Source organism: Coprococcus eutactus (assembly GCF_025149915.1).
Classification (GTDB): Bacteria; Bacillota; Clostridia; order Lachnospirales; family Lachnospiraceae; genus Coprococcus; species Coprococcus eutactus.
The window spans coordinates 1,738,170-1,758,408 of the sequence record NZ_CP102278.1 but is presented as its reverse complement, the minus strand read 5'-3'; the positions used below and the strand labels follow the sequence as shown (position 1 = coordinate 1,758,408).

Here is a 20,239-nt window from a genome sequence, read left to right as displayed (position 1 = left end):
GAATAATATATATGATAATGGCGTTTTTGTATTGTGTCAGACATATATATCCTAAAAAATATTACAAGGAGGATTTTTATATGAAGGAAGTAAAACAGCCCAAAAAGCCGCTGATATTTTATTATCTGATCGTGCTCGCAGTAATCATGCTTCTTAATATTATAGTTGTTCCCTGGTTTACTGAGAGAAGTATAGAGGATGTGGATTACGGTACATTCATATCCATGACAGAGGACAAGAAGATCGACGAGGTAGATATTGAGACCCAGTCAAATGTCATCTATTTCACAGGCAAGGATGACAAGAAGGTGTACAAGACTGCTATGGTGAGTGATGAGAACTTAACCGAGAGACTTTACAAGTCGGGAGCCAAGTTCTCAGGTCAGGAGATCAAGCAGACATCACCGATACTCAGCTTTATACTCAGTTGGATCGTGCCTATACTTATATTCACATTACTTGGAAGAATGCTTGCCAATCAGATGATGAAGCACGCCGGGGGCGGCAAGAATTCCATGATGTTTGGAATGGGCAAGAGCAATGCGAAGATATATGTTAATTCTACAGAGGGAATAAAGTTTACAGATGTCGCCGGAGAGGATGAGGCAAAGGAGAATCTGGCTGAGATAGTTGAGTATCTTCACAATCCTGGAAAGTACAAGGAGATCGGCGCTTCCATGCCGAAGGGTATTCTTCTTGTGGGTCCTCCGGGAACAGGTAAGACCATGCTTGCCAAGGCTGTAGCCGGAGAGGCAAATGTACCATTTTTCTCAATGTCCGGTTCAGAATTCGTTGAGATGTTCGTAGGTATGGGAGCCTCAAAGGTGAGAGATCTGTTTCAGCAGGCAAAGGAAAAGGCTCCATGTATAGTGTTCATCGATGAGATAGATGCCATAGGTAAGAAGAGAGACGGACAGATAGGAGGCAATGACGAGCGTGAGCAGACACTTAACCAGCTCCTCACCGAGATGGATGGATTCGAGGGTAACAATGGTGTCATCATCCTTGCAGCAACCAACAGACCGGATTCACTTGATCCTGCACTGCTCAGACCGGGAAGATTTGACAGACGAGTACCTGTGGAACTTCCGGATCTCAAGGGACGTGAGGATATACTTAAGGTTCACGCCAAGAAGGTCAAGATAGGAGACAATGTAGACTTCAATAAGATAGCCAGAATGGCATCAGGTGCATCAGGTGCCGAGCTCGCAAATATTGTAAATGAGGCGGCGCTCAGGGCTGTCAGAGCCGGCAGAGGCTTCGTGACACAGGCCGATATGGAAGAGAGCATAGAGGTCGTAATTGCAGGTTACCAGAGAAAGAATGCGATACTTACAGACAAGGAGAAGCTTGTCGTGTCATACCATGAGATCGGACATGCGCTTGTAGCTGCCAAGCAGACTGATTCGGCGCCAGTCCAGAAGATAACCATAGTTCCTAGAACTTCAGGAGCCCTTGGTTACACCATGCAGGTCGATGAGGGCAACCATTACCTTATGACCAAGGAAGAGATTGAGAATAAGATAGCGACACTCACAGGCGGAAGAGCTGCGGAGGAGATAGTATTTGGATCTATTACAACGGGAGCCTCCAACGATATAGAACAGGCAACAAAGCTTGCAAGAGCTATGATCACCAAATACGGAATGAGCAAAGATTTTGATATGGTAGCCATGGAGGTAGAAACTAACAAATACCTTGGCGGTGATTCATCACTTTCGTGCTCGGCAGAGACGCAGACACTCATAGACAAGAAGGTTGTGGAGCTTATAAGAAAGCAGCATGAGAAGGCGGCAACCATTATCCTCGAGAACAGAGCGAAGCTTGATGAGCTTTCCAATTATCTGTATCAGAAGGAGACGATCACAGGCGAGGAGTTTATGAAGATATTGAATTCATGATTCTCTTAGATATAATTTCAGTTACCGGGTGCTGGCATTTTACAATTCCGCACCCGGTAACCATAAGATAGACTTGTACTGGATTCAGAATAGTAGTATTATGTCAATTCCTCGTGGTCAAGCTCCAACAGTTTGAAATGATTCTTTTTGAACTCTATAAGTCCTTCACTCTGCATGTTGGACAGCTCCTTTGACAGTGCGGTTCTGTCGACATTCAGGTAGTCGGCAAACTGTTCCCTGTTAAATGGGATATCGAACTCAGTTGTACCAAGAGAGCTGGCAAGTCCTGAGAGATAATAGCTGACACGCTCACGTATCTTCTTTGGCTTTATATAGAAGATATGAAGAGAGAGTGTGAGACTTCTTCTCGATGATAGGAGAAGAAGATTCTTCAGCATTTGCAGATGCCACGGATAACTGTTGTATTTGCCGGACATGATATCCTGTGCGTTGAGCAGGAATACGATAGTAGGCTCTGTTGCTCTTGCGTCGATCATGAGTTTGTGTCCGGACAGGGCGTATGTTTCACCGAACACCTTTCCCGGAAGTGCTGAACTCAGGATACTTTTGGAGCCCCAGTAGTCAACATTCTCAACAATCACCCGGCCTTTGATGACTATTCCAAGCTCCTCGGTTATCTCGCCGGCTTTGAATATAGTGGAGTTGTATCTGTAATAGTGTTCGCGCAGGATCCTGAGATCCATCATGGTTTTGATATCGGCTTCCGAGATTCCTTTGAATGCCATCATGTTGAGTACTTCAGACAATTGATATTGAGGAATTTTAAGTTTCATACATAACCTCCATCTTATTATTTATTTCTATGCAGAGCAGCAGTCTGCAGCGTAGTATATTATAGTGACAAGATGTCATGATGCAGGGGTGCGATCAGGCTTTCAGCTATAGAATGTATATTTTTTCAAAACACAGTATATTGTATATGTGTAATAAATTATCCCTTGTCCATACACAATATATATTATTCATATATTTTCTCAAATTTTTTCAAAAAAAGTTGTTTAAATCTTCATTACGTGGTTATAACAACCGAATTTATGAGTAAAGTATAATATACTTACAAATGAAAAGCAAGGAATGTGATAAGCATTATTGAATTATAGAAGATTATTCTGTATAATAAGTAAATAGTGTGTCACATTTTCACATATTAAAACACTGAAAGGAGAAATTTTATCATGTTACAGAACCAGGAATGGGAATCATTCACAGGTAGACTCTGGAAGGAAGAGTGTAATGTAAGAGACTTCATCCAGAACAACTACACACAGTACGATGGAGACGAGAGTTTCCTTGCAGCCCCAACAGATGCTACTAACAAGCTTTGGGATAAGCTTCAGGCACTTCAGAAGGCTGAGAGAGATAACGGTGGAGTTTTAAAGGAGGATGCTGATGTTGTATCAAGCATCACATCTTATGGCCCAGGCTACATTGATCCAGAGACAAAGGATCTTGAGCAGATTGTAGGTCTTCAGACAGATGAGCCACTTAAGAGAGCATTTATGCCTTATGGTGGTATCAAGATGGCTGAGGAAGCTCTTCAGATGTATGGATATACTCCAAACGAGAACTTCCACAAGATCTTCACTGAGTATCACAAGACACACAACCAGGCAGTATTTGATGCTTACACACCAGAGATGATGGCAGCTCGTCATACACATATCGTAACAGGACTTCCTGACACATATGGTCGTGGACGTATCGTAGGTGACTACAGAAGAGTTGCTCTTTACGGTATTGATCAGCTTATCGCTTGGAAGGAAGAGGATAAGGCTAACTGTGGCGATGGCAACATGTTTGATGATGTCATCCGTCAGAGAGAAGAGCTTGCAGAGCAGATCAAGCGTCTCAAAGAGATGAAGGTTATGGCTCAGTCATACGGATATGATATTTCAAAGCCAGCTTCAAACGCTAAAGAGGCTGTTCAGTGGTTATACTTCGGATACCTTGCAGCTATCAAGACTCAGAACGGTGCAGCTATGTCAGTTGGACGTGTATCTACATTCCTTGATATCTATATTGAGAGAGATATTAAGGCTGGTAAGCTTACAGAGGCTGAGGCTCAGGAGCTTATCGATCATTTCACAATGAAGCTTCGTATGGTTAAGTTCGCAAGAATTAAGTCATACAACGAGCTGTTCTCAGGAGATCCTGTATGGGCTACTCTTGAGGTTGGTGGTATCGGTGTTGACGGACGTTCAATGGTTACAAAGAACGATTACAGATTCCTTCATACACTTGAGAACATGGGACCAGCTCCAGAGCCAAACCTTACAGTTCTTTACTCATCAGCTCTTCAGGATACATTCAAGAAGTATGCTGCTAAGATCTCTGTAAGAACAAGCTCAATCCAGTATGAGAACGATGATGTAATGAAGCCAATCTGGGGCGATGATTACTCAATCTGCTGCTGTGTATCAGCTACACAGACTGGTAAGGAGATGCAGTTCTTCGGAGCTCGTGCAAACCTTGCTAAGTGTCTTCTTTACGCTATCAATGGTGGTAAGGATGAGAAGTTCCTTGACAAGAAGACTGGTAAGCCAATGCAGGTAGGTCCAGAGTACGCACCTATCACATCAGAGTACCTTGACTATGATGAAGTACTTGCTAAGTACAAGAAGATGCTTGATTGGTTAGCAGGACTTTATGTAAATATTCTTAACCTCATCCAGTACATGCATGACAAGTACTACTATGAGTCAGCTGAGATGGCACTTATCGATACAGATGTACGTCGTACATTTGCAACAGGTATCGCTGGATTCTCACACGTAATCGACTCACTGTCAGCAATCAAGTACGCTAAGGTTAAGGTTATCCGTAACGCAGAGACAGGACTTGCTGAGGACTTCGAGATCGAAGGCGAGTTCCCTAAGTATGGTAACGATGACGACAGAGCTGATAACATCGGTGTATGGCTTCTTCATGAGTTCCTTACAGACATCAAGAAGAGACACACATATCGTAATTCAGAGCCTACAACATCTATCCTTACAATCACATCTAACGTAGTTTATGGTAAGTACACAGGTAACCTTCCAGATGGAAGACGTGCTTGGACACCATTTGCACCAGGTGCTAACCCAAGCTACGGCGCTGAGACATCAGGACTTCTTGCATCACTTAACTCTGTTGCAAAGATTCCTTATGAGTGGTCACTGGATGGTATCTCAAATACACAGACAATGAACCCATCAGCACTTGGACATGATGAGGAAGAGAGAGCTACAAAGCTTGTAAGCGCAATGGATGGATACTTCGATCAGGGCGCTCATCATCTGAACGTAAACGTATTTGGTAAGGATAAGCTCCTTGATGCTATGGAGAATCCAGATAAGCCAGAGTACGCTAACTTCACAATCCGTGTATCAGGATATGCTGTTAAGTTCATATCACTTACACGTGAGCAGCAGCTCGATGTTATCAACAGAACATTCCATGACTCACTTTAATTCTTAGCTGACGCTGGATTTTCAGTGAAGTTATAGATGCTTTGTCAGATATAACAAGAACCATGGTCCCGGGGATAACCTCTCCGGGACTTTTTTTAAGAATATGTATTTATATCAGTTTTACAAGAGATAATAGACATGTAGTTTTGTTTGTAATTACTTTCATTAATTGAGAGTTGTATTTGAATAGGAAGAACTTAGAGGTGAAATATGTCTGAAAAGAAACAGGTTTTAGGATATGTCCATTCGACAGAGAGCTTTGGAGCAGTAGATGGTCCAGGCATAAGATTTGTAGTTTTTTTACAGGGCTGCAAGATGAGATGTAAATATTGTCACAACCCAGAGACATGGAATCTTGTGACAGACTATAGTAAGCTTTACTCAGATGAAACAAGCGATGCTGAGAGAGAAGAACTTGAGAAGAAGATAGAAGAGAATACAAAGCTGCTGAAGGATAAGGGCGTCAAGATCGAGGCGAGGACCCCTGAGGACCTGTTAAAGCAGGCGCTCCGCTATAAGCCATATTGGAAAAACGGTGGTGGTATAACAGTGAGCGGTGGTGAGGCGCTGCTTCAGATGGATTTCCTCATCGAGTTTTTCAAGCTTGCAAAGGCTGAAGGTATTCATACAACAATAGATACAGCCGGCAATCCATTTACAAGGGAGGAGCCATTCTTCTCCAAGTTCAATGAGCTGATGAATCTCACAGATCTGTTCCTGCTCGATATCAAGCAGATCAATGATGATAAGCATAGAGATCTCACAGGATTCTCCAACAGCAATATACTTGATCTTGCACAGTATCTGTCAGATCAGGGTAAGCATATGTGGATCAGACACGTACTGGTACCAACCATCACAACTGATGAGGATGATCTGAGAAAGACTAAGGAGTTCATAGACACTCTTAAGACTGTAGATAAAGTTGAGGTACTTCCATATCACAAGCTCGGAATCCCTGAGTGGGAGAGACTTGGAATACCATATAAGCTTGAGGGAATCGACCCGCCTACTGATGAGGAGCAGAAGCTTGCAAAGAGTATTCTGGAATAAACTTAAGAACAAGAACCGGGAAAATCATCGATAGTTCAATTCCCAGTCGATGCTCTAGCAGTCTATAAAAATATTTGCGTTGAGACACAGGTGCTATATAAGATGTTAAGCCGTTGTAACGGGTGTGACATTTTATATAGTACCTGTGTTTTGTTATATCAACAAATAAGTTTAACATAATTAATTAGTAAACAGTGGCTAGGTGCATGCAAAAGAAGTTATAATGTAAGTTGATTGAAATTAGATTAGATATTTAAGCTTTTTTGAAAATGGACCAGGGGTTGTCCATTTTCAAAAAATGTCATATTTGATTGAAGTGCTGCAAATACGTTATATAACTGCAAAGTATATGGGGAGTAGAGAATGTACAAGATAGATGAAGATACATGGAATGAAAAATATATATTGCTGATCCCAGCCATGCTGGATGCGCATTTTCCTCTGATAAAATACGCCTTTTATTCAAGGGATTATCATCCGGTCATACTGTCAAATGAGGAACATATCACGGATGTGGGACTTAAGTATGTGAACAATGATATGTGTTATCCGATCGTGTTAAATGCCGGGCAGATGATAGATGCACTGCAGTCAGGCAAATATGATATCAGCCGGACAAGACTTCTCATGCCGACGGCGGGGGATGCCTGCAGGGGAGCCAACTACTTACATGTGTTAAAGGAGTCGGTGAGAAAGGCAGGATTTGACAGGGTAAAGATACTATCCCTGAATGTTAAGGGGCTGGAGAAGGAATGCCAGATGCGCGTGCAGCCATTCATGGTGTGGAGAGCCCTGTTCGGACTCTTCTACGGAGATATACTCATGCTGCTCCTCAATCAGACAAGGCCAAATGAGGTGAAAAAGGGGCAGTCGCAAAAGGTTTGGCAGAAGTGGATAGATATCCTGTCCAGAGATCTGAAAGATGGAAAGAATCTGACTCTCGGCAGGATGAAACGAAACTTTGTCAGTATAGCCAGGGATTTTTCACGGATAAAGCTGCATGATAAGAGGAAACAGCGAGTGGGGATAGTGGGAGAGCTGTACATAAAGTATTGCCACTTGGGCAACTGGGATATGATAAAGTTCCTTGAGTCAAATGGATGTGAGAGCCATACAAATGGGCTTTCATGGTATGCCATGTACTATATGGATTCACACCTCACAGACAATATGACATTTGAATCTCTGCTTTACAAGGCGGGGCTGAAGTTCTTCGGCAGCCTGCAGAGAGCAATGATAGAGGCGCTTAGAAAATATGGGTTCTATACCATGGAGGATTTCTTCACGATGAAGCGTGAGGCTGAAGGATATGTGAGCTGGGGATATAAAACAGGAGATGGCTGGCTCATCGGCGCGGAGATAACGGGACACATACTCCATGAGTGTCCAAAGGTTTTGGCGGTTCAGCCATTTGGCTGTATGCCTAATCACACCTGCGGAAGAGGTTTGTACCCTTCGCTTCAGAAGAAGCTGCAGCAGGGCATGATAGTGAGCTGTGATATGGATTCCAGCGGTTCAAAGCTGAATGTCTACAACAGGGCGAGGATGCTGGTGGACATGCCACTTAAAATGGGGAAATAGGCAATTGCGAAACTTAAATACGCTGAATGTGCAAGAGATGTTTTAGCATACCGATCAGGGGTCGCTCTCGCTTAACTCAGTCTGCAACGGTACTAAAGATGTCACTAACGTGCCATCTAAGTACCGGCGACTTCGTATTCCCCTGATTTGGTAATGCTAAACATCTTCTTGCATGTTGAATAGATTAAGGGTTTCGTAATTGCCTAAATGGAAAATAGGAAATGGAGAAATAAAGATGAAAAAGATATTTGTGGTGGAAGATGACGAGAGCATCTGTGAGGAGCTTGTGCAGATACTTGAGAATGAGGGCTATGAGGCTGAGAGTCTTGAGAGCTTTGACAATACAAAGGACGATATATTGAAAGCGGCGCCGAATCTGGTGCTCATGGATATCAACATTCCGGGTATAAACGGCAGAAACCTTGTGAAGGAGATACGAAAGGAATCTGATGTGCCTATCATCATGGTCACAAGCAGGACTTCCGAGATGGATGAGGTGCTGTCCATGAGTTATGGCGCGGATGATTATATAACAAAGCCATACAATCCAACGATACTTCTGCTTAGGATAGCGGCGGTGCTCAAGCGCATGGAGGGCAGCCAGAATACGGCATCATACAGAGATGCGGAGGTCAACTTCAGCAAGGGGACAATCAGCAAAGGTGATCAGGAGATGGTTCTCACCAAGAATGAGATGATCATATTCCAGCTGCTGCTTGCCAACAGGGAAAAGATAGTGTCGAGAGATGAGATCATGACAGACCTGTGGGATAATGATGAGTTTGTAAATGACAATGCACTCACGGTGAACATCAGCAGGCTCAGAGGGAAACTGGCGGATCTTGGATATGATGATGCCATAGAGACCAGAAAGAAGCAGGGATACCGACTTGTATGACAGGTAAGTGGGATTGTAAATCATTTACAGTGACAAAAGATTGGAGTAATTTTGTAAAATGAAATTTGGCTTGTATATAAAGGACAAACTTGGAATAATTGCGGGATATGCGGGATTTGTGATATTCACATATCTGCTCATGATGGCATTTCACTCACAGTTACAGATGAGAATTATGTTCGTCATAGTGGCTGTGATATTTGTCGTCTCGGTTATCGCTTTCGATTATCTGAGAAAATATAAGTTCTACAACAGTCTGGTTGGACATCTGGATGAACTGGATCAGAAGTATCTTATACTTGACACTTTGGACGAGCCTGACTTCTACGAGGGAAAGCTGGTGTATTCAGCTATGTACGACATCAACAAGTCCATGACTGAGAATGTGAGAAAGTACAGGGATAGCGTGGAGGATTTCAAGGATTTTATAGAGATCTGGGTTCACGAGATAAAGCTTCCGATAGCAAGTCTGGTGCTCATGTGCCACAACAACAGGGATGTGATCCCGAGAAAATATGCGGATCAGGTCGCAAGGCTTGACGCGTATGCAGATCAGGTTCTCTACTATGTGAGGGCAGAGCATGCATCGGCAGATTACAGATTTGCCGAGACAAATCTTAAGAGTGTCATCGGAAGGGTGGCTGTGAAGAACAAGGATATGTTGCTTGATGGTGACATATCGCTGAATGTTCATGATGTGGATGAATGTGTTGTGACGGATTCAAAATGGCTTGAGTTTATGGTAAATCAGATCGTGAGCAACAGCATCAAGTATATAGACCGAGGACAGGAAAAGACTATAGAGATCTGGGCTGAAGCAGTGGGTGACGGCAAGGCTCTGCACATAAAGGACAATGGAATAGGTATACCACAGTCTGATATTCCATTTGTGTGCAAGAAATCATTTACCGGGGAAAATGGGCGGAAACATGCGAAATCCACAGGTATGGGCCTTTATATAATAGACAATCTGTGCAGGCAGCTGGGACATAAGCTGAATATAGCGTCAAAGGTGGACGAATACACAGATGTGAGTATAGTATTTGGACATAATGATATATACAAGATTGGATGATATAAAAATTGCGTTTTTCGATAGTGGGATACCAGATCGGGTGAGCGTCCCCTAGGTTACAGAATTGTAATGTTAGGTAATAATGAAAAAAGGACAATTGCTTTCAAAATGTGTAAACTGCAAATATGTTCAATGGTGAGAGCAGTAATAAACAAACATTTGAGGAGGCATTTCAATGGAAAAAATATTAAAGATTGACAACATTGAGAAGTATTACGGAAACAAATCCAATATGACAAAGGCCATAGATGGAATATCATTCGCTGTGGAGACAGGGGAGTTCGTCGCTATCATGGGCGCATCGGGAAGTGGTAAGACGACACTGCTTAACTGCGTTTCAACTATAGATAAGGTTAGCAGCGGACACATCTATGTGGGCGGCAAGGATATCACAACACTCAAGGGCAACAAGCTTAACGAGTTCAGAAGAGAGGAGCTTGGATTTATATTCCAGGATTTCAATCTCCTCGATACACTCACAGCGTATGAGAATGTCGCACTGGCACTTTCGATACAGAATGTGCCTGCAAAACAGATAGATGCGAAGGTCAGGGCTGTTGCAAAGGAGCTTGAGATCGAGAGTGTTCTGAAGAAGTATCCGTATCAGATGTCGGGCGGTCAGAAGCAGAGAGTAGCATCTGCGAGAGCAATCATCACTGATCCAAAGCTTGTGCTTGCGGATGAGCCCACGGGAGCACTCGATTCCAAGTCGGCAAAGCTGTTGCTTGAGAGACTTAAGCATCTAAATGAGGATCTCATGACAACGATACTCATGGTAACACATGATTCATTTACAGCCAGCTATGCAGGCAGGATACTTTTCATCAAGGATGGCAAGGTGTTCCACGAGCTCAGAAGAGGAGGAGATACCAGAAAAGAGTTCTTCAATAAGATCATAGATGTCGTGACACTGCTTGGAGGTGATCTGAATGACGCTCTTTAAGCTTTCCGTATCAAATATGAAGAAGAGTATAAAGGACTATGCCATATATTTCTTCACTCTGGTACTCGGTGTTGCAATCTTCTATGTGTTCAATGCCATAGAGACGCAGACCGCCATGCTCCGGATATCGGCTGACACAAGACAGGTCGTGCAGCTCATGAGCAAGATGATTGCGGGTGTCAGTGTGTTCATCGCATTTGTGCTCGGATTCCTCATCATATATGCAAGCCGTTTCCTGATGAAGAGGCGTAACAAAGAATTTGGTCTGTACCTCATCCTTGGAATGGGAAAACGCAAGGTGTCCACAATGCTTTTCATAGAGACACTTATCATCGGACTTGTATCACTTGTGGTAGGACTTCTTGCCGGAATAGGAATCTCACAGATAACAAGTGTACTTGTTGCAAACATGTTCGATGCAGATATGTCATCATACAGCTTTGTGTTCTCGGGCAGCGCATTTGCCAAGACCTGTCTGTATTTTGCAATCATATATGTGGTGGTTATAATCTTCAACACATTTATTATCAGCAAATGTAAGCTCATCGACCTTTTCCAGAATGGAAGAAAGTCTGAGAACGTCAAGATCAAGAATCCATGGGTATCAGTTATCGTGTTCCTGATATCAGCTGTATCACTTGGATATGCTTATCATGCGGTAATTACCGATCTAAATGACATGTACATGAATGATCTCTACAAGTGGATCGTGGTCGGATGCGTTGCAACGGTGCTCTTCTTCTGGTCGGTATCCGGAATGCTCTTCAGGATTGTGTCATCCATGAAGAATGTGTACTATAAGGGACTCAATACATTTGTCGTCAGACAGATGAGCAGCCGTGTAAATACAAATGTACTTTCAATATCAGTCATCTGTTTGATGCTTTTTGTGACAATATGTGTGCTTTCATCAGCGCTTGCAGTGAAGAATTCCTTAAATGAGGGCATTGCAAAGTACGCAAGAGCGGATGTGAGTATATCGAAAACCCAGAGCAGTGATTCAATCTATTATGACGAAGACGAGATGGGTAATGACAGCGAGACAAATGATCTTTTGAAGAAACTTGAGGTGACTGATGGAAAGAGCATAGAAGATGTATATAGTGAAAATAATGTGGATCTTGGATCATACTTCTCAGATTACGTTGACGTACACACATATACATGTCCTGCACTTACAATCAGAAACTATCTGGGAGATGAGGCTCTGATTGATTCTCTTGGAATAGATGTAAACGCTTTGTCTAGTTATGAGGGAACGGAGGAGATCATATCACAGTCCGACTATAACAAGGTTGCAAAGATTTATGACAATGCTGAGCTCCAGCTTGCCGATGACGAGTATGCCATCCTTGCAAATTATAGAATATTCGTTAAGATCCGTGATGAGAGACTTCAGGAGGGAAAAGAGATAGAGGTATATGGCAACAAGCTTAAACCGGTTATCTCGTATTGTATAGATGGTGATATAGAGCTTGCCACTCAGCCCCTCAACACAGGTGTGTTTATCGTGCCGGATTCAGCCATTGAAGGTGCACAGTTCGCGAAAGAGTATTTCATCGGAAAGTATGCCGATCAGGACATAGATGCCATACAGGATAGCGATACGATTATAAATAAGGTATCGAATAAGGATGTGACCTGCGGACTTATCACAGTAAACACTAAAGATAGTATTAAGGCAGCCAGCGTGGGAGTTGGAGCTATCGCATCATTTATAGGTATGTATATCGGACTCATATTCCTCATATCCGGTGCAGCCATCCTCGCACTCAAAGAGCTCTCAGAGAGTACAGACAACATAGAGAGATACAAGATGCTCAGAAAGCTTGGCGTGGATCAGCACATGATCAACAAGGCCCTTTTCTCACAGATGGGACTATTCTTCGTATTCCCACTTGCTCTCGCCATAGTCCATTCGGTATTTGGAATGATGGTCAGCACGAAGATTCTTGACACTATGGGAGCGTATGATATAGCAGGTGCTATCGGAATCACGGCTGCCATCGTGGTAATCATATATGGCGGATATTTCCTTATAACGTATCTGTGCAGCAGGAAGATTATCAGTGAGTGAGGGAAATGAAAAATTTTTCAGGAGTAATTGATCCAGGGAGGATATATGTCTTTCCTGGATTTCTTTTGTATAACTAAAAATTTTTATTTAAGGAAGAGATTTTACAATTGAAAGATACAATATTGTCACTAATAGAATAGATTTGGATGAAATAAATACAAGCATCAAAAACTTGATATTATCACAAATAATGTATAATGATATAATAGGAATTAGGTTCATGGATTGGAGGAAACAGCAATGAATAAACACGTAGAAAAAGCTATGGAGATAAGAAACGAGACACCGATGGTCAATAACTGTGCGCAGACCATTCTGCGGGCTTACGCGGACGAACTCGGAATAACAGGAGATATGGCGGCAAAGCTCAGTGCTAATTTCGGTGGAGGTATGAAGTGTGGTTCAACCTGCGGTGCGATCACAGGAGGGCTTATGGTACTTGGCGCTCTGGGTGTTGAGAATCCATACGTGATAAATCAGTTCAGGCGCAGGATAGCAGATAACCACAATGGCATGACCGATTGTGCCGATCTGTTAAAGGCAAATGCCCAAAAGGGTGGAATCAAGAAAGTGCACTGTGATGGCATGATAAGAGAGGCTATAGAGCTGATAGATGAGCTGGTGAAGAGTGAATAAAATGTAACAAGAACAACGTGTTTACCTATCCTGGAGGAAAAAGGGATTCTGGAATGGAGGATGCAAGTAAATGAAAATAGACTACAGAAGACTTACAGAAAATGAACTTGATACATTTATAAATATGAGAATAAATCAGCTCAGGGAAGAGGGCGCAAAAGAAGAGATAGACCTGGTGCCAGCGCTTAAGGATTATTATACCCGCCATATGGCAGACGGAACATTTGTATCATGGCTGGCTTTTGACGGGGATGATATTATAGGGACAAGCGGTATGTCATTTGTGGAGAAACCGCCATATTTTGGATGCCCAAGTGGAAGAATTGGGTTGCTCTCCAGTATGTTTACCAACCCTAATTATAGAAGAAAGGGCATTGCAAAGGAACTGTTAGCCCGTGTTGTAAATAATGCAAGGGATTATGGATGTGGAACGATACAGATCACGGCATCTGACATGGGGGTTAAGTTGTATACGGATTTCGGGTTCGTTCATAATGGTAATTTCATGCAGTATAAGCTGTAGTATATATGATGATAGAGCAAAGTTACATTTGGAGATCGCCCTGCCTATCACAGTGGGAGATAACGTCTGGATCGGAGCGAATGTTTCAGTGCTGCCGGGAGTTCTATCCGAACAGCACAAGGCAGAGGTTTTGCAATACTGACTGCACAAAAGCCCATCAGCAGGCAGAAGCAATGTTTTCTCGGCTGGTAAAACAGTTTTCCGAAAAAGAGGGCGTAACGGAAGCCCTCAAAGCGGAAAATCAAATGCTGTGGGTACAGAGAATGAACCACATCCGTAGTGCTGCTATGGAAAACGTTTCGAGTGAGCTTATATACTGTTAATACTAAGCAAGAAAAGTCGCTGTCAACAGATGGCGGCTTTTCCTTTTCGGGCAGTATTCAAGAAGTCATAAAGTTCCGTGAGTAATGGAAGAAGCCAGCGTTTGCGGAAATGTCACAATTTACGGAGGTAAAGTTTTAAATTCCACTTGCCTTTTTGCACTTGTTATGATATTATTAGTATACGTACTAGGATACTTAAAGAGAGGCGATATATTTGCGGAGAGACAGCAGTGAAACAAAGAGGAAAATACTGACCGTGTGCGTCCGTCTCTTTCTGGAACAAGGGTATAAAAACACCTCTGTCAGTCAGATTGTGGACGAAGCGGGCGTGGCAAGGGGAAGCTATTTGAATCTGTTTCCTACCAAGGACAGAATTTTGCTGGAATTGACCGAAACGATGTTCGGCGGACAGTTCGGCGTGGCAAGAAGCATTGCAGACAGCAAGCTGCCGCCGGTTTACGCCTATGCGGTGGAAACGGCGATCCAACTGACCCTGACCGAGCAGAACGAGAACCTGCGGGAAATCTACATTGAAGCCTATTCCCTGCCCGACACGTCGGAATATATTTACCTGCATACCACAGCAGAGCTGAAGCAGATTTTTGGTGAAGATTTTCCCGATAATACCGAGAGCGACTTTTACGAGATGGAAATCGGCACGGCGGGACTGATGCGCAGTTATATGGCGAGAAAATGTGATATTCATTTTCCGTTGGAACGCAAGCTTAGCCGCTTTTTGACGGCGGCTATGCGGGTGTATCGGGTACCGGAGGCAGAGCAGGCAAAGGTGCTTGCCTTTATTCAATCACTGGATATCAAGGCAATCGCCACCGAGGTAATGTATAAGCTGTTCGCCATGTTGGAAATGAAATATGACTTTAAGCTGTCAAAGGACAGCAAAGGAGAGGAAACTATATGAATAAGAAAATTTTGAGCGTTGTGCTCATACTGTGCGTGATGCTGGCTGTTATGCCTATGACGGCATATGCGGCGGATAGAGCGCTTTGTACTAGATGCGGCCAGGTACAAACGGTAAGGATGACTTGTCAATACTCAAATGATGAATGGCACCTATTCTCTGTTACATGCACGGTGTGTGATAATAAATGGTATTATGGAATGTCACACCAATGGAGCGGAACGGCGACTTGCACAAGCGGAAAGACATGCACGGTTTGCGGCGGATCTTCCGAACCGCTTGGGCACGACTGGAGCACTTGGACGCAGAACAGCGATGAAAAGACCCACACCCGAATCTGTAAGCGCGATGCCTCGCACACCGAGACTAATAACTGCACCGGCGGCACGGCGACCTGCACCGCCAAGGCTGTCTGCACGGTCTGCGGCGGCGAATACGGCGAGATGGCGGCACACAGCTTCACTGCCGAAAAAGCAGAGGCGCAGTATTTGAAGTCTGCTGCAACCTGTACCGAAAAGGCGGTCTATTACAAGTCCTGCGCAGTCTGCGGTCTGAGCTCCGAGGGCACGGCGGATGAGGCGACCTTCTTTTCCGGCAATGCGCTGGATCACGACTGGGGCGCTTGGACGCAGAACAGCGATGAAGAGACCCACACCCGAATCTGTAAGCGTGACACCAGCCATACGGAAACCGAGAATTGCCACGGCGGCACGGCGACCTGCACCGCAAAAGCCGTCTGCGAGGTATGCAAGTCTGAGTATGGCGAAAAGCTGCCCCACGACTTCACGGCGGAGACCGTGGATGCAAAGTACCTGAAATTCGCTGCCACCTGCACGGTAAAGGCGATCTATTACAAGTCCTGCGCAGTCTGCGGTATGAGCTCCGAGGGTACGGCGGATGAGGCGACCTTCTTCTCCGGCAATGCGCTGGACCACGACTGGGGAGCTTGGACGTCCAACGAAGACGGCACCCATACCCGCACCTGCACCGTTGACGGATGCTCCGCAGGCACGCAAACGGAGAATTGCATCGATGCAAACAAAGATCACAAATGTGATATCTGCGATTATATAATCAGCGAGTGTGCAGACGATAACAAAGACCACAAGTGTGATTATTGCGGCAAGAAGCTGACTGAGCATACCGGCGGGAAAGCGACCTGCAAGGACAAGGCAAAGTGCGAGGTCTGCGGTGCGGAATATGGTGAGCTTGATCCGAAGAACCACACCAACTTAAAGCACTTCCCGGCAAAGACGGCGACAAAGACCACCGAGGGCAATATCGAGTACTGGTACTGCGAAGGCTGTGGCAAGTATTTCAGCGACAAGGGCGGTACAAAGGAAATCAAAAAAGCCGACACTGTAACGGCAAAGCTGAAGGACGATTCCAAATCTCCGCAGACCGGTGACACAAGCAATCTTGCCTTGTGGCTCTCTCTGCTGTTTGTCAGCGGCTGTGCAGCAATTGGAACAACGGCAGTAAGCAGAAAGAAAAAGTACAACAGATAATTGAATAGCGCTCCCTTGCTCCATCTTCCGAGCAAGACAAAAGCGTCGTAGCAATACGGCGCTTTTTTGTTATATTATAAAGAGAATTGAGTGATTAGGAGGTTGAGCAAATGGCAAGTACGATTCAAGTTAGAGTGGATGATGAATTAAAAGTAAAATCAGATGAATTGTTTAGAGATTTAGGTACGGATACAACAACAGCAATTCGTATTTTTTTAACGCAGGCACTGGCTGCAAATGGCTTTCCGTTTGAAATAAAGAGGATAAGTAAAAATCCATATGAAAAAATGACAGAGAATGAAATTCTTGAAAAGTTAGAGAAGTCTCGTGAGCATGCTGCACAGGGAAAGTATAGGGATGCAGCTGAAGTTTCCCGTGATATGAGGGCAATAAACAGGAACGGAGAAATATGAGATGAACAAACATATAGAAAAAGCAATGAGCATAAGAAATGAAAATCCAATGGTGAGCAACTGTGCGCAGACAATTCTGAGAGCTTATGCAGAAGAACTTGGAATTACCGGTGACATGGCGGCGAAGCTCAGTTCCAATTTCGGCGGTGGCATGAAGTGTGGCTTGACATGCGGTGCGATCACAGGAGAACTTATGGTGCTTGGCGCTCTTGGCGTTGAGAATCCTTATGTCATAAATCAGTTCAGGCGCAGGATAGCAGATAACCACAACGGCATGACCGATTGTGCCGATCTTTTAAAGGCAAATGCCCAAAAGGGTGGAATCAAAAAAGTGCACTGCGATGGCATGATTCGCGAGGCTATAGAGCTTATCGATGAACTGGTAGAAAGTAATGAAGGTTGAACGTAGAGTTGGAGGAAGCTTTTATGAGAAAAAAGAGGGTTGCATTTATCTGTGTTCACAATTCCTGTAGGAGTCAGATTGCCGAGGCTCTCGGGAAATATCTGGCATACGATGTATTTGAAAGCTATTCGGCGGGAACGGAGACGAAGCCACAGATCAATCAGGATGCAGTTCGGATCATGAAGGAATTATATGGGATAGATATGGAAGAAAACGGACAGTATAGCAAGCTGATCAGTGATATACCTGAACCGGATATTGTGATTTCTATGGGATGTAATGTCGGATGTCCGTTTATCGGAAGACCATTTGATGACAACTGGGGACTGGAAGATCCGACTGGCTGTGATGATGAGACATTTAAGAAAGTGATAAAAGAAATCGAAAATAATATATTGAAGTTGAAGAAACAAATTGGAGGAGACGCGCCATTGGAATAAAGATAAGATATTTTAATGGAGAACTTTCAGTTGAGGTGAAATATATGATGACAATAAGAGAAAAAGCTGAATACATCATAAGGGATATAAAACGGGAACAGGGAACAAATCCTGTCACTATATTTAGAAATATTGCTGCCAAAGACTATGTGAGTATGCATGGCCCGGAGCACCATATACTTGACGGTGCAAGTCTGCTGGTGGCATATAAAAATGCAGGTGGAAACATAGACATTGATGTTGCTCTGGATAAACTCATGTCCGAGGGGTTGCGCATGCCGGGGGCGATGTGTGGCTTATGGGGAATTTGCGGTGCTATAACATCCATAGGTGCGGCACTTGCCATAATTGACGGCACTGGACCACTATCCGCTGATGGCACATGGGGAGATCACATGCAGTATACATCAGCGGCCATTGGTGAGCTTGGAACTATAAATGGTCCGAGATGCTGCAAACGGGATGCGATGATAGCATTCAAGAATGGAATAGAGTATGTGAACAGCCATTATGGTATGGCGTTACAGTATGAGCATAGGCAATGTGAGTATAGTGATATGAATGCGCAGTGCATTGGGGAGAGATGCCCATTCTTTATATAGGCTAAGTTTTATTTTTATTATTGTTAGATTGATTTTTATAGAATTATTCATATAATAATAAATATCTATATGTGATTGTGCTTGGAGAGGCAAAATATTACATATGGAGGACAAAGTAATAAAGACAAAAGAAAAAGAGTTTGATAAGCTCACGATTAAGGACAACTTTATATTCGGCGCTGTAATGAGGAACGAGAAACAGTGTAAGACACTGCTTGAATGTATATTGGGAATCAAAATCAGAAAAATTGAATACACAGATGTTGAAAAGGTAATTGAGAAGACGTACAGCTCAAAAGGAGTTCGACTGGATGTATATGTTGAAGATGATATGAACACAGTATATAATATAGAAATGCAGGCTACAAACAAGAAAAATCTTCCCAAAAGAATCAGATATTATCAGGCGATGATTGATTTGAACATTATCGAAAAAGGCAGTTCATACAATAAGCTTAAGAAGAGTTTTATTATATTTATCTGTGATTATGATGAGTTTGGTTTTGGAAGGCATATCTACACATTCACAAGGACATGCAGAGAAGTCGCTGGATTGGAGTTTGGGGATGATACCACAGTTATTGTTCTCAACACTAATGGAATAGCTGATGATGTGAGTGATGATCTGAAAAACTTGCTGAAATACATTGGCGGTCAAGCTCCAAGAGGTGAGCTTGCACGATCGTTGGACAATGAAGTTCAGAATGTAAAAAACAGTGAAAAATGGAGGCGGGAATACATGACATTACAGATGAGAGACAGGGAAAATGTAGAACTTGGCGAGATGAAAAAACAGGTGTTTCTGATTCGAAAGATAACCAGAGACAAAGTTGCAGCTACAAGTGATTTCCTTGGTGTTTCAGAATCATTCGTTATCAAAGTCATGGATTTAATTGAAGAAAATCCTGATCTTGATGATGAGGAAATTGCAGAAATGCTGGTTGATTTTTAAGAGTGAGAATATAGTAAAAAAACATAGAGAACAGAAACCATGCAGAATATAGTGCATGGCTTTTGTTCTCTATATTTTATGGGGAAGGCTTTGATTATGTCAATTTTTGTATCTTATTATATCACCGGGATTGCATTTTAAAACAAAGCATATTGTTAATAGCTCTGGCGAGTGCATTTCTTGTGATGTTTTCTTTATCCATATATTCTTTGCAGCAAAATGTATTGATTTTGCAATGAATGTGGCTTGACATGCGGTGCGATCACAGGAGAACTTATGGTGCTTGGCGCTCTTGGTGTTGAGAAACCTTATGTCATAAATCAGTTCAGGCGCAGGATAGCAGATAACCACAATGGCATTCCTCTGTGTTGCCGGGAGTTACTTAATCGCAGGGCGAAGTTATAAGTAATTAGTATTGACACAGCAATAAACTCCTTTATAATAAATACTACAAACGTAATATTTATTATAAAGGAGTTTTAATATGATGAGCTTATATTTTTTTATCTCGAAATACTA

20 protein-coding genes are annotated in these 20,239 nt (G+C 43.2%); 18 read left to right on the top strand and 2 right to left on the bottom strand.

Annotated elements, in window-relative coordinates:
* Positions 1-80 precede the first annotated feature (80 nt).
* Entirely contained in the window at positions 81-1,901 is a 1,821-nt protein-coding gene (gene ftsH, locus NQ536_RS07550; protein ID WP_044998414.1) for an ATP-dependent zinc metalloprotease FtsH, read from the top strand.
* 98 nt (positions 1,902-1,999) lie between these two features.
* Here the strand turns inward: ftsH and NQ536_RS07545 are convergent, their stop codons facing one another.
* A complete protein-coding gene (locus tag NQ536_RS07545; protein ID WP_004854105.1) occupies positions 2,000-2,695 on the bottom strand; it encodes a Crp/Fnr family transcriptional regulator in 696 nt (231 codons plus the stop codon).
* Between the two features lie 402 nt (positions 2,696-3,097).
* On the opposite strand from NQ536_RS07545, the gene pflB reads away from it, so the two are divergent.
* From pflB to NQ536_RS07460, 17 genes are all read left to right on the top strand, one after another.
* A complete protein-coding gene (gene pflB, locus NQ536_RS07540; RefSeq protein ID WP_004854107.1) occupies positions 3,098-5,374 on the top strand; it encodes a formate C-acetyltransferase in 2,277 nt (758 codons plus the stop codon).
* Between the two features lie 210 nt (positions 5,375-5,584).
* Entirely contained in the window at positions 5,585-6,427 is an 843-nt protein-coding gene (locus NQ536_RS07535) for a radical SAM protein (RefSeq protein ID WP_004854109.1), read from the top strand.
* 363 nt (positions 6,428-6,790) lie between these two features.
* Entirely contained in the window at positions 6,791-8,008 is a 1,218-nt protein-coding gene (locus tag NQ536_RS07530; protein ID WP_004854112.1) for a 2-hydroxyacyl-CoA dehydratase, read from the top strand.
* A gap of 235 nt (positions 8,009-8,243) precedes the next feature.
* Positions 8,244-8,906, top strand: coding sequence for a response regulator transcription factor (locus tag NQ536_RS07525; protein WP_044998415.1), 663 nt, complete (start codon positions 8,244-8,246; stop codon positions 8,904-8,906).
* 58 nt (positions 8,907-8,964) lie between these two features.
* A complete protein-coding gene (locus NQ536_RS07520) occupies positions 8,965-9,981 on the top strand; it encodes a sensor histidine kinase (RefSeq protein ID WP_004854116.1) in 1,017 nt (338 codons plus the stop codon).
* Between the two features lie 175 nt (positions 9,982-10,156).
* Positions 10,157-10,924: an ABC transporter ATP-binding protein gene (locus NQ536_RS07515; protein ID WP_004854117.1), complete on the top strand. Its 768-nt coding sequence runs from the start codon at positions 10,157-10,159 to the stop codon at positions 10,922-10,924.
* The gene (locus NQ536_RS07510) at positions 10,911-13,001 is read left to right on the top strand and encodes an ABC transporter permease (protein WP_004854119.1); all 2,091 of its coding nucleotides are present in this window, start codon (positions 10,911-10,913) and stop codon (positions 12,999-13,001) included. Before NQ536_RS07515 ends, NQ536_RS07510 begins: the two co-directional genes overlap by 14 nt.
* A 240-nt stretch (positions 13,002-13,241) precedes the next feature.
* Positions 13,242-13,637 (top strand): C-GCAxxG-C-C family protein, encoded by a 396-nt coding sequence (locus NQ536_RS07505; protein ID WP_004854122.1) that lies wholly within the window; start codon positions 13,242-13,244, stop codon positions 13,635-13,637.
* 70 nt (positions 13,638-13,707) lie between these two features.
* Positions 13,708-14,160, top strand: coding sequence for a GNAT family N-acetyltransferase (locus NQ536_RS07500; protein WP_004854123.1), 453 nt, complete (start codon positions 13,708-13,710; stop codon positions 14,158-14,160).
* Between the two features lie 5 nt (positions 14,161-14,165).
* Positions 14,166-14,483: a TnpV protein gene (locus NQ536_RS14010; RefSeq protein WP_004854125.1), complete on the top strand. Its 318-nt coding sequence runs from the start codon at positions 14,166-14,168 to the stop codon at positions 14,481-14,483.
* A 214-nt stretch (positions 14,484-14,697) separates the two neighbouring features.
* Entirely contained in the window at positions 14,698-15,402 is a 705-nt protein-coding gene (locus NQ536_RS07490; RefSeq protein ID WP_227909645.1) for a TetR/AcrR family transcriptional regulator, read from the top strand.
* On the top strand, positions 15,399-16,910 hold the full coding sequence (locus NQ536_RS07485) for a hypothetical protein (RefSeq protein WP_227909646.1): 1,512 nt from the start codon (positions 15,399-15,401) through the stop codon (positions 16,908-16,910). Before NQ536_RS07490 ends, NQ536_RS07485 begins: the two co-directional genes overlap by 4 nt.
* A gap of 110 nt (positions 16,911-17,020) precedes the next feature.
* Positions 17,021-17,323 carry a type II toxin-antitoxin system RelB/DinJ family antitoxin gene (locus NQ536_RS07480; protein ID WP_004851281.1) on the top strand — a complete coding sequence of 101 codons (303 nt, stop codon included), beginning with the start codon at positions 17,021-17,023 and terminating at the stop codon, positions 17,321-17,323.
* A 1-nt stretch (position 17,324) separates the two neighbouring features.
* On the top strand, positions 17,325-17,726 hold the full coding sequence (locus tag NQ536_RS07475) for a C-GCAxxG-C-C family protein (protein ID WP_004851283.1): 402 nt from the start codon (positions 17,325-17,327) through the stop codon (positions 17,724-17,726).
* Positions 17,727-17,749: 23 nt separating this feature from the next.
* Positions 17,750-18,166: an arsenate reductase ArsC gene (locus NQ536_RS07470; protein WP_044998058.1), complete on the top strand. Its 417-nt coding sequence runs from the start codon at positions 17,750-17,752 to the stop codon at positions 18,164-18,166.
* Positions 18,167-18,210: 44 nt separating this feature from the next.
* Entirely contained in the window at positions 18,211-18,768 is a 558-nt protein-coding gene (locus NQ536_RS07465) for a DUF5714 domain-containing protein (RefSeq protein WP_004851287.1), read from the top strand.
* A 103-nt stretch (positions 18,769-18,871) separates the two neighbouring features.
* Complete coding sequence (locus tag NQ536_RS07460) at positions 18,872-19,720, top strand: Rpn family recombination-promoting nuclease/putative transposase (RefSeq protein ID WP_004851288.1); 849 nt, start codon at positions 18,872-18,874, stop codon at positions 19,718-19,720.
* A 99-nt stretch (positions 19,721-19,819) separates the two neighbouring features.
* Here NQ536_RS07460 and NQ536_RS14005 read toward each other — a convergent pair whose 3' ends face one another.
* On the bottom strand, positions 19,820-19,897 hold the full coding sequence (locus NQ536_RS14005; RefSeq protein WP_408639980.1) for a helix-turn-helix domain-containing protein: 78 nt from the start codon (positions 19,895-19,897) through the stop codon (positions 19,820-19,822).
* Positions 19,898-20,239: the final 342 nt, after the last annotated feature.